The organism is Actinoplanes sp. NPDC048796 (assembly GCF_040650035.1).
Taxonomy (GTDB): domain Bacteria; phylum Actinomycetota; class Actinomycetes; order Mycobacteriales; family Micromonosporaceae; genus Actinoplanes.
The window spans coordinates 79,301-92,040 of record NZ_JBEZGO010000014.1; the positions used below are offsets into that span (position 1 = coordinate 79,301).

The following is a 12,740-nucleotide window of genomic DNA, read 5'->3' on the forward strand; positions in this document are numbered from 1 at the left end:
TTTGTGTCGCCCGGCGGGGGTTATTCCTCCCCCGCCCCGCTGGGCGGGAGGCCCGGCGCCGGGGCGGACCGCGCGCGCCCGCCCGCCCCCCACTTCTCCGCCCGGCTCCGGCTCGTAGCTGACCGCGGCGGCCTGGCCGCGCAGCAGCAGCGAGTCGAGTGATTCGTGCCTCGGGGAGCGCATCCGCAGGGCCTGGTGCCCGGTCATCAGCAGCGCCGCGCAGACCAGCACCGCCAGGGCCGCCGTCGCGGTCGGCGGTAGCGGTGCAGCAGAAACAGTTGCAGGGCGAGCACCAGAGCGCCGACACCGAGCGTGGTCAGAGGGGCGTGCCCGCGGGACGGCACCAGCATCTCCGCGCCGGCCATACCGGGGACGTCGTGGGACTCCCACGACAGGATCGCCAAACCGGCGAGGACCGCTCCCGTCGACGTCGCCCACACCATCGGTTCACCGGGACCCACCTCACCGTTCACATTCCGAGTCAACATCGTTGATCTCGTACGGCATCACGGCTTTGACGCTCTTCTAACGCGGCCCGGGATGCTTTTGACGGCGCGTTCACACTGGTACGGGTGACGACCGATCCCACCCTCGACCGCATCGGCGAGGCGGTCGCGACACACCACGCGCGCGGCGACAGGGACGCCGCCCGCGAGATGTTCGCACGCCTCTGGACCGAGATCGGCGGCGAACAGGGCGACCCGCTGCACGTGTGCGTGCTGGCGCATTCGGCGGCCGACGTGCAGGACGACGTCCACCAGGAACTGCTCTGGGACGAGCGGGCCTTGGCGGCGGCGGCCCGGCTCACCGACGACCGGGTGGCCGAGGCCGGGGTGCCGCTGTCGGTGGCCGCCCTCCACCCGTCCCTGCACCTGAGCCTGGCCGACTGCCACCGCCGCCTCGGCGACTTCACCCGAGCCCGCGAACACCTCGCGCGGGCCCGAGAGGAAATCGGCGCCCTCGGCGACACCGACTACGGCCGCCTAATCAGAAACGGTCTGGACCGGCTGACAGAGCAGCTGAGTTCCCCGTAGCGGCCCCCATCCCGACGGTCATCGCGACACTCTCGGCCATCGCGAGGCCGTCGGCCATCGCGACGCCCGTCGGTTATCGCGACGCCCGTCGGCCATCGCGACGCCCGTCGGTTATCGCGACGCCCGTCGGTTATCGCGACGCCCGTCGGTTATCGCGACGCCCGTCGGTTATCGCGACGCCCGTCGGTTATCGCGACGCTCTCGGTTATCGCGAGGCCGACGGTTAACGCGAGGCCGCCGGCTATCGCGACGCTCCCGGCCGGTGCGCCGTTGGTCATCGCGATGCTCTTGGCCGGCGCGCTCTTGGCCGGCGTGCTCTCGATCGGTGCGCTCTTGGCCGGCGCGCCGTCGGCCGGTGTGGCGATCAGGGCCGGCGCGGCCCGCGCTGGGTGCGCCCACCCGGGCACCCTCTGGGCCGCTCCACCCGCCGAGGACGACGTAGCCGCCTGCCCGGGATGCCGCACCTGCTGTCCTCGCGCCGAGGATGGCTGGAGTACTCGGGAGGGCAGCGGCGTCGCCGACCGAAAGGACGAGCGCCCAACGGCTGATGGGAGAGCGGAGCTCGTGCCGCGCGTAGGCCGCTTCAATCGGCGCCTCGCACACCCTCGAGTGCCGGCCGACGGATCTGGCGCGTCGCCCTGGCCGAGTTCCAGACCGACGGATCCGGCGCGTCGCCCTGGCCGAGTTCCGGGCCGACAGATCCGGCGCGTCGCCCCGGCCGAGTTCCGGGCCGGACGGACCGGCGTGCGTCCTTGAGCGGCCGGCCTCGATGAGAGTGGCATCTCCGTCCGGCACCTCGAAACGGCCGGTCAGGGCGTCGGAAGGCGGGGCTCGGCCGATCTCGTGCAGGGAAACACCCTCCGCCGCCACGGCCGGATTGTGGCGCCCGCCGGAAGTGGTTCCGCTGCGTGCGATGGTCGCTCAGGCCTGCCCTCCGCTGACCACCATCTCGTTGTCGGCCGAATCGTTTGCGCGGGGGGAGAACGCGGCGACCGTGGGCAGGGGCGGCGGCCGGCCATGACGCGGGCCGGGCTGTGCGTGGTGCCGTTCGATCTAGGTGGGGTTCCTGCTGGCTGGTAGGCGGGGGTGGGCGCTGGCCTCGATGACATCCGCGCGCGGAAGGACGAGGGTAACTGACATGTCGACCATGACCCGCAGCAAGAGCGAGGCGACACCCCAGCGCATCCGTTTCGCCGTACGGAGGCCCGCCGTGCGGACCACGTTCGACACCGCCCGGGCCGAGGCGCTGTTCGCGTCGCGGCTTCAGCCCTCCGACCAGCCCTCGGCGGAGCAGGCGCGGGCCGCCATCACGGTCACGCTCCGGGCGCTCGGGATCCGCGGCTGCGCGGCCCGGCTGGCCGAGGAGTCGGGGGAGCACCCGGAGGCCGCGGCCCGCCGGATGAGCTGGGCCGTCGCCCTCATTCGCTCGATGTGACCTCCGCCTTGCGCACCTTCACGCGCAGGTGCTTCATCAGCGGCTGGCCGCTCTGCGGGCTGTAGTCGCCGGCCGCGCACAGCACGTTCATCTCCGGCATGTAGCCGGCGGCGTTGCCGGGCGGGATGTCGTAGGCGACCGCGCGGTAGCCGTAGACGCTGCGGGTCGTGCCGTCCTTGGCGTACGACGTGACGTCCACCCGATCGAACTCGGACAGGCCGAGCCGCCGCATGTCGTCGCGGTTGAGGAAGACGGCGGTCCGCAGGTTGCTCAGGCCGCGGTAGCGGTCGTTGTCCGAGTAGACGGTGGTGTTCCACTGGTCGTGCGAGCGCATCGTTCCCAGCATCAGGCAGCCGTCGCCGGGGTCGAGGGCCGGCACGTCGCTGTCGGAGAACGCGGCCCGGCCGGTCGGGGTGAGCCACACGCGCTCGCGGGCCGGCTGCCGGAGGCGGAAGCCGTGCGGCTGCCGCGCCCGGTGGTTCACGCCCTCGAAGCCGTCGAGCACCCGGGCCATGGTGTCCCGGATGCGGTCGTAGTCCGCCACGTACTGCTTCCACGGCGTACGGCTGCCGGGCAGTGAGGCCTGGGCCAGGCCGGCGATGATGGCCGGCTCGGAGAGCAGGTCCGGCGACGCCGGCCGGCGATGGCCCCGGGACGCGTGGACCATGCTCATCGAGTCCTCGACGGTGATCACCTGCTCGCCCGACGCCTGCACGTCACGCTCCGTGCGGCCCAGGCAGGGCAGGATGAGCGCGTCCGCGCCGTGGACCAGATGGCTGCGGTTGAGCTTGGTGCTGACGTGCACGGTCAGGGCGCACTTGCGGAGACCGGCGATGGTGTACGCCGTGTCCGGCGCCGCCATCGCGAAGTTGCCGCCCATGCCGACGAAGACCTTCACCCGGCCCTCGTTCATGGCCCGCAGCGTGGCGACGGTGTCGAGCCCATGCGCACGCGGCGGATCGATCTCGCAGACCTCGGCCAGCCTGTCGAGGAAGGCGGGGGAGGGCCGGTGGTCGATGCCGCAGGTCCGGTTGCCCTGCACGTTGCTGTGGCCGCGGATCGGGCACGGGCCGGCGCCCTCGCGCCCGATGTTGCCGCGCAGCAGCAACAGGTTGACGATCTCACGAACCGTGTCGACACCGTGGTCCTGCTGGGTGACGCCGAGGCACCACGAGATGATGGTGCGGTTGGCCGCGATGTAGGAGTCGGCGAGCCTGCGGATGGTCGCCTCGTCGACCCCGGACGCCTCGACGATCTCCGCCCACGAGGTGCCCGCGCAGCGCGCCTTGTAGGTCGCCAGCCCGGTCGTGTGGCGGGCCAGGAACTCGTGGTCGAGGGCGTCGCGCTCGAACACCACCTTGGCCACGCCGCGCACCAGCGCCAGGTCGCCGCCGATCCGCGGCTGCACGTCCATGCTGCCGGTCGGTGTCGCGTGGAAGGTGCCCATGGCCAGGAACTCGTGCGGCACGATGGTGCGCCGCGAGGCGGCCTCGACCAGCGGGTTGACGTGGACGATCGTGGCGCCTCGCTTGTACGCGTCGGACAGCGCCGTCAGCATGCGGGGCGCGTTCGACGCCGCGTTGACGCCCATGACCCAGATCAGGTCGGCTTTTTCCCAGTCGGTGATGTCGACGGTGCCCTTGCCGGTGCCGATCGACGCGGTCAGCGCCCGGCCGCTCGCCTCGTGGCACATGTTCGAGCAGTCGGGCAGGTTGTTCGTGCCGAACTCGCGCACCCACAGCTGGTAGAGGAAGGTGGCCTCGTTGGCCAGCCGCCCCGAGGTGTAGAAGGCGGCCTCGTCCGGGCTGCCGAGCGCCCGCAGATGGCGCCCGGCCAGGGCGAACGCCTCGTCCCAGCCGATCGGCACGTACTTGTCGGTGGCCGCGTCGTAGCGCATCGGCTCGGTGAGCCGGCCCTGGTTCTCCAGAGCGTAGTCGCTCCAGCCCGACAGCTCGGTCACGGTGTGACGGGCGAAGAAGGCCCGGTCGGTACGCTTGCCGGTCATCTCCCACGTGACGTGCTTGATGCCGTTCTCACACAGGTCGAGATGCAGGCCTTTCGGGTCGTCGGGCCACGCGCAGCCGGGGCAGTCGAAGCCGCCGTTCTCCTGGTTCATCTTCAGCATCGCCCGCACACCGGTGACCGGCTCGCGGCTGCGCGCCAGCACCTGGCCCACCGACCGCGCCGCACCCCAGCCCGCCGACGGGTGCGTGTAGTCGCGCTGGGCGACCGCCCCGGCGCCGCCCGGGCCGCAGCCGGGCGCCTGCGAACCGGGCGCGCCCTGGCCCCTCAACTCGTCCATACCTACTAGACAACTGGCGGCCCCGAAACGCTGCATAGGGCCGCCGTCACATCGGTGCCGACGCAGTTGATCAAGCCCCTGGTCAGGCTGGACGCCACTTTTCAAACCTGCCGAGCGTCACAGGTCGACGATCTCGCGGCCCAGCGGCCAGAACGCGGCCGGCACCAGTTTGAAGTTGGCGACGCCGAACGGGATGCCGATGATGGTGACGCACTGGGCGACGCCGGCGACGATGTGGCTCAGGGCCAGCCACCAGCCGGCCAGCACGACCCACAGGATGTTGGCCAGGCCGGAGGCGACGCCGGCGTCCGGGCGGCTGACGATCGTCCGCCCGAACGGCCACAGCGAGTACACGGCGAGCCGCAGCGCGGCCACCCCGAACGGGATAGTGACGATCAGCGCGAAGCAGATCAGTGCCGCGACCCCGTACGCGATGGCCAGCACGAAACCGCTGCCGAAGATGAACCAGAGGACGTTCAGGATCAGTCGCACCACTCCATCATGACCGCCGGACGCCAGCGGGTCAGAGCTCGAGGTACCGGCGGAGCTTGCCGAGAGCCCGGGTGCGCAGGCGGGAGACGTGCATCTGGGAGATGCCCTCGAGCTCGGCGATCTGGCGCTGGGTCAGGTTGCCGTAGAAGTCGCGGGCCAGGATGCGCTGTTCCCGCTCGTCGAGGGTGTCCAGGGCCGGGCCGAGGGCCAGGCGCAGGTCGACCATCGCGTACCCGCGCTCCTCGACGCCGAGGGTGGAACCCAGGTCGGACTCGCCGTCCGCGCCGGCCGGTGCGGAGAGGCTGGCCGCCGTGTACGCGCCGGCGCCCTCCATGCCCTCGATCACCTCCTCGACGCCGATCCGCAGGTCCTCGGCCAGGTCGGCCACGCTCGGGCGGCGGCCGAGGCGGTGGGTGAGGTCGTTGTCGGCCTCGGCGAGGGCCGAGCGCAGCTCCTGCAGGCGGCGCGGCACCCGCACCGACCACGTACGGTCCCGGAAATGCCTCTTCAGCTCGCCCACGATGGTCGGTACGGCGAACGTGGTGAATTCGACGCCACGCGACCCGTCGTACCGGTCGACCGCCTTGACCAGGCCCAGCGCGGCCACCTGGATCAGGTCCTCGGCCGGTTCGCCGCGGCCGATGTAGCGGTAGGCCAGGTGCCGGGCCAGCGACAGCCACGCCTCGATCGCCCGCGCCCGCAGGGCCGGGTAGGCCGGATGCCGGGAGGACAGCCGGGCGACCGCGGCCACCAGGTCGCGGGCGTCCCGGCCGAACGCCGGTGGCGCGGTGGTGACGGCGGTCATCGGGCCGGCATCGCCGTGTGCCGGCGGGCCGCGGCCCGGGGGTGCCGGTCGAGCTCCCGGTCGAGGGTGACCGCGGCGTCGATCAGGGCCAGGTGGGTGAACGCCTGCGGGAAGTTGCCGAGCTGTTCGCCGGTGAGCCCGATCTCCTCGGAGAACAGGCCGAGGTGATTGGCGTACGTCAGCATCTTCTCGAAGGTGAGCCGGGCCCGGTCGAGCTCGCCGGCGGCGGCCAGGGCGGAGACGTACGCGAAGGTGCACAGCGAGAACGTGCCCTCGGAGCCCTGGAGGCCGTCCGGTGAGGCCGCCGGGTCGTACCGGTAGACCAGGCTGTCGGTGACCAGCTCCTTCTCCATGGCCTTGAGCGTGGAGACCCAGCGCGGATCGGCCGGCGTGATGAAGCCGACGGTCGGCATGCGCAGCAGCGACGAGTCGAGCACCTCGGTGCCGTAGTGCTGCCGGAACGCCTGCCGTTCCGGGCTCCAGCCGCGCGTCATCACCTCGGTGTAGATGGCGTCACGCTCGCGCCGCCACGTCTCCAGCGGCGCCGGGCGGCCGTGCTCGGCGGCCATCCGCAGGCCCCGGTCGAGCGCGACCCAGCACATCAGCCGGCCGTAGGTGAAGTCCTGCCGGCCGCCGCGGGTCTCCCAGATGCCCTCCTCGGGCTGCGACCAGTTCGCCGCGACCCAGTCGAGCAGGTCGCGGATGGCCAGCCAGCCCTGGTGCCCGGGGGCCAGCCCGTTGCGCCCGGCGACGTAGATGCTGTCCATCGCCTCGCCGTAGATGTCGAGCTGAAGCTGACCGGCCGCGCCGTTGCCGATCCGCACCGGGGCCGAGCCCCGATAGCCGCTCCAGTGCGGCAGGATCTCCTCGCTCAGGTCGCTCGACCCGTCGACCCGGTACATGATCTGCAGCGGGCCGCCGCCGTTCTTCTCGGTCTGCTCGTCGACCCGGTCGCGCAGCCAGGCGGCGAGCGCCCACGCCTCGTCGCTGAAGCCGAGCGAGAGCAGCGAATACACCGAGAACGACGCGTCGCGGACCCACGTGTAGCGGTAGTCCCAGTTCCGTTCGCCGCCGATCTGCTCGGGCAGGGCCGCGGTGGGCGCGGCGATCAGCGCGCCCGTGGGGGCGTACGTCATGAGTTTGAGGGTTATCGCCGACCGGTTGACCATCTCGCGCCAGCGGCCGGTGTAGGTGCAGCGGCCCAGCCAGGACTCCCAGAAGTCGACGGTCTGGTCGAACAGCCGCAGCGCCTCGGACACCCGGACGGCCTCCAGGGGACCGGTGACGCCGGTCTCGAGCAGCGCGCCGCGCACCTCGCCGGCGCTCAGCCGCAGCTCCGCGTGGATGTCGCCCTCGGCGTCGACCCGCGCCTCGGTGCGCCGGTCGGTGGGCTCGCGGATCAGCCGGACCGTCAGCGCGCTGCGGGGTCCCTCGAAGAGGACGCCGTCGTCGGCCATCCGGGTCTCGAACGACTCGCGGGCGTAGTCGAAGCGCGGCGACACCTCGATCGAGAAGGCCATCTCGCCGCGGACACAGCGGACCAGCCGGACCAGGCGGTGTCTCTTCTCGTCGCCGTCGATCGGCATGAAGTCGACGACCTCGCCCACGCCGCCGGCTGTCATGAAGCGGGTGACGAGCACGGCGGTGTCGGGCAGGTAGAGCTGTTTGGCGGTGTAGTCGTCGGTGGCGGGCCGGATCGCGAACCGGCCGCCGCGATCGGGGTCGAGCAGCGCCCCGAAGACGCTGGGCGAGTCGAAGCGCGGCGCACAGAACCAGTCGAGGGTGCCGTCGACGGCGATCAGCGCCGCCGTCTGGAGGTCGCCGATCAGTCCGTGATCGGCAATCGGGTGGTCGGACATGGCGGCCTCCGCGTGGCCGAGCGGTACAAGGTCACGAGCAGCATGAGTCGTTCTCCGCCCCGTCGCCTCATGCGCCAGGGGTGAAGCGGGGTTCATCCACCTCGAGCGCGACTGCTACGGCGTCACGATCGCGAAGGCCGGGTCGGGGTCGTCGAGCAGCTCCACGAGCACCTGCAGGACCTTCGGGTCGCCCTCGGTCGCCACCCCCTCGATGCCCTGGCCGGCCAGGATGCCGATCAGCTGCGCCTTGGTCAGGGTCAGCCGCAGGTCGGCCCCGGCCGCGGGCTCCGCCGGCCAGTGGATCAGCGCGCCGTTCGACAGCGTCGTCCGGTACGCGGCGCCGAGATCGGTGAACCGCCAGTCGATGGTCAGCGACGACGACCACGCCCGCGGGCCGTTCAGGCGGATGGCGATCGAGTCGAAGAGCTGCTCCACGGTGAGGGCGGTGATCATTCCGGCCGCGCTCACCGACGAGCCCTCCATGACGATGCCCCGGCGGAGCTCGGTCGCCCCGACCAGGTAGAAGTTGCGCCAGGTGCCGCTCTCCGATCCGAAACCGAGCCGCTCGTACACGTCGGCCAGCAGGGCCTTGGCCTCCGCGTTCGTGGGCTCGGCGAAGACGGCGTGGTTGAGCAGCTCGGCCGCGAAGCGCAGGTCGCCGTCGCCGGCGTAGGCGCGCGCCTTGGCGACGACCTCGGCCACGCCGCCCATGCAGTCGACGTACCGGCGAGCCGACTCGGCCGGCGGGTGCTCCCAGAGATGGGCCGGGTTGCCGTCGAACCACCCCAGGTACCGCTGATACACGGCCTTGACGTTGTGGCTGACCGAACCGTAGTAGCCGCGCGCGTGCCAGGCGCTCTCCAGCGCCGGGGGCAGTTCGATCGTCTCGGCCACCTCCGGCCCGGTGAGGCCCTGGTTCATCAGGCGCAGGGTCTGGTCGTGCAGGTACGCGTACAGATCGCGCTGCTGGGACAGGAACGCGACAATCCGGTCGCGCCCCCAGGCCGGCCAGTGATGCGAGGCGAAGGCCACGTCGGCGCGGTCGCCGAACAACGTGATCGCCTCGTTGAGATACCGGGACCAGACCCGGGCGTCGCGCACCACGGCGCCGCGCAGGGTCAGGACGTTGTGCAGGTTGTGTGTCGCGTTCTCGGCCATGCAGAGCGCCGCGCGGTCGGGGAAGAAGAAGTTCATCTCGGCCGGCGCCTCGGTGCCCGGCGTCACCTGGAACACGATCCGGACGCCGTCGACCACCTCCTGCTGGCCGGTGTGGGTGATGTCCACGGTCGGCGCCAGCAGCGAGATGGAGCCGATCGAACTGGTCTGGCCGAGCCCGGTGCCGATCAGCCCGCGCGGGTCCCGGGGCAGCGGGCTCCCGGCGTGGTACATCCCGCGGCGCAGCATCGCGGTGCCGGCGTACACGTTCTCGGCCACCGCCGCCTCGAGGAACCCCTGCGGGGCCAGGATCGGGACGTCGCCGTCGACCACGCCGCGCACGCCGCCGAAGTGGTCGACGTGCGAGTGGGTGTAGACGACGCCGGTGACCGGCCGGTCGCCCCGGTGCTCCCGGTACAGCCGCAGCCCGGCGGCGGCGGTCTCGGCCGAGATCAGCGGGTCGATGACGATCACACCGGTGTCGCCCTCGACCAGCGTCATGTTGGACAGGTCGAGACCGCGTACCTGGTAGATCCCGTCGGTGACCTCGTACAGCCCGTGCTTGGCGCAGAGCTGCGACTGTCTCCACAGGCTGGGGTTCGCGGTGTCCGGGCACTCCGCGCCGAGAAACGCGAAGGAGTCGTTGTCCCAGACCACCCGGCCCTCGGCGTCGGTCACCACGCACGGGTCCAGCGCGCCGATCAGGCCGCGGTCGGCGTCGTCGAAGTCGGTCCGGTCCTCGTATCGCAGCTCCGTCATGGGGCCAGCCTGTCCGGCCGTCCCCGGCCGGGCATCACTCGGCGGGAGTGAGACGCCCGCCGGCCTCCACGTAGACGGCCTCGGTCGCCGGGCACACCCAGGAGCCGTCGCCCTTGTCGACGAGCGGGCGCCCGGCGTGGCCGACCCAGCCGACGCGGCGGGCGGGCACGCCGACCACGAGGGCGAAATCGGGCACGTCCTTGGTGACGACCGCGCCCGCGGCCACCAGCGCCCAGCGGCCCACCGTCACCGGAGCCACGCACACCGCCCGGGCGCCGATCGCCGCGCCCTCACCGATCGTCACGCCCACCGCGTGCCAGTCGTCGCCGGTCTTCAGGCGGCCCTCGGGCGTGACGGCGCGCGGGTACTCGTCGTTGGTGAGGACCGCGGCCGGGCCGATGAAGACGCCGTCGCCCAGCCGGGCCGGCTCGTAGACCAGCGCGTGGTTCTGGAGCTTGACGTTGTCGCCGAGGACGACTCCCGGGCCCACGTACGCGCCGCGGCCGACGATGCAATTGCGGCCCAGCACGGCATCTTCCCGGATCTGCGCGAGATGCCAGATTCGGGTGCCTTCGCCGAGAGATGCACGGGTATCGACGTCGGCCGTCGGGGCTACGTGAGTCATAGCCGGGCAGACTATCGGCCCGGAAACCAGAAAAGGTGTCGCGAAATCGACCCGGCGGCCCAATCCAACCGATGGTCGTCGTCCACTTTGACCGTCAGTCGTACGACCTCAACCGAACGTACCGGCGGCCCCTGGGGGCCTCGGCCGGAATTCGGCCCGGCCCCTTCCTTCAGGCCCACTGGGATCGATAGCTTCCGGCACGGAACCCGTCCACCGTGCACCGGATGAGGATGTTCGTGACTACTCCCATCGGAATCGCCGTCGTCGGGGCCGGCTACTGGGGCCCCAACCTGGTCCGCAACTTCCAGGCCACGCCGGCCTTCCGGCTGCGCTGGCTCTGCGACCTCGACGTCGAGAGGGCCCGCCGTGTTCTCGGCGGCTACTCGACCGTCCAGGTCACCGCGGACCTGGACGAGGTCCTGGCCGACCCCGAGGTTCAGGCCGTCGCCATCGCCACGCCCGCCGGCACTCACCTGCCGGTCGCCCTGGCGGCACTGCGCGCCGGCAAGCATGTCCTCGTGGAGAAGCCGCTGGCCGCCACGTACGAACAGGGCCGTGAGCTGGTCGAGGAGGCCGACCGCCGCGGCCTGACCCTGATGTGCGACCACACCTACTGCTACACGCCGGCCGTGCTGCGGATCCGTGAACTGCTGCGCTCGGGCGAGCTGGGGGAGCTGCACTTCCTCGACTCGGTGCGGATCAACCTCGGCCTGGTCCAGCGCGACATCGACGTGGTGTGGGACCTGGCGCCGCACGACCTGTCCATTCTCGACTTCGTTCTGCCCGATTCGGTACGGCCGGTCGCGGTCGCCGCGCACGGAGCCGACGGAATCGGCGCGGGCCGGGCATGTGTGGCCTATCTGACGCTGGAGCTCAGCAACGGCGCGATCGCCCACATCCACGTCAACTGGCTGTCCCCGGTCAAAATCCGCACGACCATAGTCGGCGGGTCGAAGCGGACGCTGGTCTGGGACGACCTCAACCCGAGCCAGCGGGTGGCCATCTACGACCGCGGCGTCGACGTGGCCTCGCCCGACGAACTGGGCGACGAGCAACGGCGTGACATCCTCGTCTCGTACCGCTCGGGCGACATGGTCGCCCCGGCGCTCACCGAGCGGGAGGCGCTGCGCACGATGGTCGACGAATACGCGCGGGCCATCACCACCGGCGAGCCGGCGCTGACCGACGGCCGGTCCGGGCTCCGCGTCCTCGAAATCCTCCAGGCGGCCTCGCGTAGCCTGGCCGAGGGCGGCACGATGATCAAACTCGATGAAGGGCACATGGCGTGACGGGCGTACAGATCGAGGGCGCGCGCGCCCTCGTCACGGGCGGGGCGGGCACCATCGGCTCGCACGTCGTCGACGAACTGGTTCGCGGCGGGGCCGCCGAGATCGTGGTGCTGGACAACTTCGTCCGCGGCCGGCGCGACAACCTGGCCTGGGCGCTGGAGAACGGCCCGGTCGAGCTCATCGAGGGCGACATCCGCGACGTCGAGCTCGTCAAGCGGGTGACCGCCAGCAAGGACCTGGTCTTCCACCTCGCCGCCATCCGCATCACGCAGTGCGCCGAGGAGCCGCGGCTGGCCAACGAGGTGCTCGTCGACGGCACGTTCAACGTGGTCGAGGCGGCGGCCGAAGCCGGGGTCAAGAAGCTGATCGCCTCGTCGTCGGCGTCGGTCTACGGCCTGGCCGAGCAGTTCCCGACCACGGAACGCCACCACCCGTACAACAACGACACCTTCTACGGCGCCGCGAAGGCCTTCAACGAGGCCACCCTGCGCAGCTTCCACGCCATGAAGGGCCTCGACTACGTCGCCCTGCGTTACTTCAACGTGTACGGCCCGCGGATGGACATCCATGGCCTCTACACCGAGGTGCTCATCCGCTGGATGGAGCGCATCGACGCCGGCAACCCGCCGCTGATCCTCGGCGACGGCCTCGCCACGATGGACTTCGTGCACGTGGCCGACATCGCGCGGGCCAACATCCTGGCCGCCGAGGCCGACGTCACGGACGAGGTCTTCAACATCGCCAGCCAGACCGAGACGAGCCTGCGCGATCTGGCCGCCGCGCTCAGCGAGGTCATGAAGAGCGACCTGCAGCCGGAGTTCGGGCCGGCCCGCGCGGTCAACGGCGTCACCCGCCGCCTGGCCGACACCAGCGCCGCCACCGAGAAGCTCGGCTTCACCGCCCAGTTGTCGCTGCACGAGGGTCTCGAGGGCCTCGTCGACTGGTGGCTGGCCTCGCGGGAAAGCACAGTGAAGTGATCCCCGTG

General features: G+C 71.4%; 11 protein-coding genes and 1 pseudogene. 4 read left to right on the plus strand and 8 right to left on the minus strand.

The genetic code is table 11. The features are described from left to right. Positions 1 to 207: pseudogene (locus AB0C26_RS38115) on the minus strand (hypothetical protein); the annotation flags it as partial. Beyond that, the gene (locus AB0C26_RS38120) at positions 207 to 488 is read right to left on the minus strand and encodes a hypothetical protein (protein ID WP_360257828.1); all 282 of its coding nucleotides are present in this window, start codon (positions 486 to 488) and stop codon (positions 207 to 209) included. The gene AB0C26_RS38120 and the pseudogene AB0C26_RS38115, both read right to left, overlap by 1 nt. A gap of 84 nt (positions 489 to 572) precedes the next feature. Between AB0C26_RS38120 and AB0C26_RS38125 the strand changes: the two genes are divergently transcribed. Next, positions 573 to 1,034: a hypothetical protein gene (locus tag AB0C26_RS38125; protein WP_360257830.1), complete on the plus strand. Its 462-nt coding sequence runs from the start codon at positions 573 to 575 to the stop codon at positions 1,032 to 1,034. 1,138 nt (positions 1,035 to 2,172) lie between these two features. Then, positions 2,173 to 2,469 (plus strand): hypothetical protein, encoded by a 297-nt coding sequence (locus AB0C26_RS38130; RefSeq protein ID WP_360257832.1) that lies wholly within the window; start codon positions 2,173 to 2,175, stop codon positions 2,467 to 2,469. On the opposite strand, the gene AB0C26_RS38135 is transcribed toward AB0C26_RS38130, so the two are convergent. From AB0C26_RS38135 to AB0C26_RS38160, 6 genes are all read right to left on the minus strand, one after another. Next, entirely contained in the window at positions 2,453 to 4,771 is a 2,319-nt protein-coding gene (locus tag AB0C26_RS38135; RefSeq protein ID WP_360257834.1) for an FdhF/YdeP family oxidoreductase, read from the minus strand. The genes AB0C26_RS38130 and AB0C26_RS38135 overlap by 17 nt on opposite strands. Positions 4,772 to 4,888: 117 nt before the next feature. Beyond that, positions 4,889 to 5,266, minus strand: a complete 378-nt coding sequence (locus AB0C26_RS38140; protein ID WP_360257836.1) for a YccF domain-containing protein — start codon at positions 5,264 to 5,266, stop codon at positions 4,889 to 4,891. 28 nt (positions 5,267 to 5,294) lie between these two features. Further along, on the minus strand, positions 5,295 to 6,068 hold the full coding sequence (locus AB0C26_RS38145; protein WP_360257838.1) for a SigB/SigF/SigG family RNA polymerase sigma factor: 774 nt from the start codon (positions 6,066 to 6,068) through the stop codon (positions 5,295 to 5,297). Continuing rightward, a complete protein-coding gene (locus tag AB0C26_RS38150; protein ID WP_360257840.1) occupies positions 6,065 to 7,927 on the minus strand; it encodes a glycoside hydrolase family 15 protein in 1,863 nt (620 codons plus the stop codon). Before AB0C26_RS38150 ends, AB0C26_RS38145 begins: the two co-directional genes overlap by 4 nt. A 114-nt stretch (positions 7,928 to 8,041) precedes the next feature. Further along, positions 8,042 to 9,841 (minus strand): alkyl sulfatase dimerization domain-containing protein, encoded by a 1,800-nt coding sequence (locus AB0C26_RS38155; protein ID WP_360257842.1) that lies wholly within the window; start codon positions 9,839 to 9,841, stop codon positions 8,042 to 8,044. Between the two features lie 34 nt (positions 9,842 to 9,875). Continuing rightward, entirely contained in the window at positions 9,876 to 10,466 is a 591-nt protein-coding gene (locus tag AB0C26_RS38160) for an acyltransferase (RefSeq protein ID WP_360257845.1), read from the minus strand. Between the two features lie 230 nt (positions 10,467 to 10,696). Here AB0C26_RS38160 and AB0C26_RS38165 point away from each other — a divergent pair, with 230 nt between their 5' ends. Further along, positions 10,697 to 11,755, plus strand: a complete 1,059-nt coding sequence (locus tag AB0C26_RS38165; RefSeq protein WP_360257986.1) for a Gfo/Idh/MocA family oxidoreductase — start codon at positions 10,697 to 10,699, stop codon at positions 11,753 to 11,755. Then, positions 11,752 to 12,732: an NAD-dependent epimerase/dehydratase family protein gene (locus tag AB0C26_RS38170; protein WP_360257847.1), complete on the plus strand. Its 981-nt coding sequence runs from the start codon at positions 11,752 to 11,754 to the stop codon at positions 12,730 to 12,732. The genes AB0C26_RS38165 and AB0C26_RS38170 overlap by 4 nt, the downstream gene beginning before the upstream one ends. Positions 12,733 to 12,740 lie beyond the last annotated feature (8 nt).

What these genes read in the sequence shown, in the direction of transcription:
- AB0C26_RS38165 (WP_360257986.1), top strand. Translation starts at nt 10,697, where the DNA reads ATGTTCGTGACTACTCCCATCGGAATCGCCGTCGTCGGGGCCGGCTAC.
- AB0C26_RS38150 (WP_360257840.1), bottom strand. Translation starts at nt 7,927, where the DNA reads ATGTCCGACCACCCGATTGCCGATCACGGACTGATCGGCGACCTCCAG.
- AB0C26_RS38160 (WP_360257845.1), bottom strand. Translation starts at nt 10,466, where the DNA reads ATGACTCACGTAGCCCCGACGGCCGACGTCGATACCCGTGCATCTCTC.
- AB0C26_RS38130 (WP_360257832.1), top strand. Translation starts at nt 2,173, where the DNA reads ATGTCGACCATGACCCGCAGCAAGAGCGAGGCGACACCCCAGCGCATC.
- AB0C26_RS38120 (WP_360257828.1), bottom strand. Translation starts at nt 488, where the DNA reads ATGTTGACTCGGAATGTGAACGGTGAGGTGGGTCCCGGTGAACCGATG.
- AB0C26_RS38145 (WP_360257838.1), bottom strand. Translation starts at nt 6,068, where the DNA reads ATGACCGCCGTCACCACCGCGCCACCGGCGTTCGGCCGGGACGCCCGC.
- AB0C26_RS38135 (WP_360257834.1), bottom strand. Translation starts at nt 4,771, where the DNA reads ATGGACGAGTTGAGGGGCCAGGGCGCGCCCGGTTCGCAGGCGCCCGGC.
- AB0C26_RS38155 (WP_360257842.1), bottom strand. Translation starts at nt 9,841, where the DNA reads ATGACGGAGCTGCGATACGAGGACCGGACCGACTTCGACGACGCCGAC.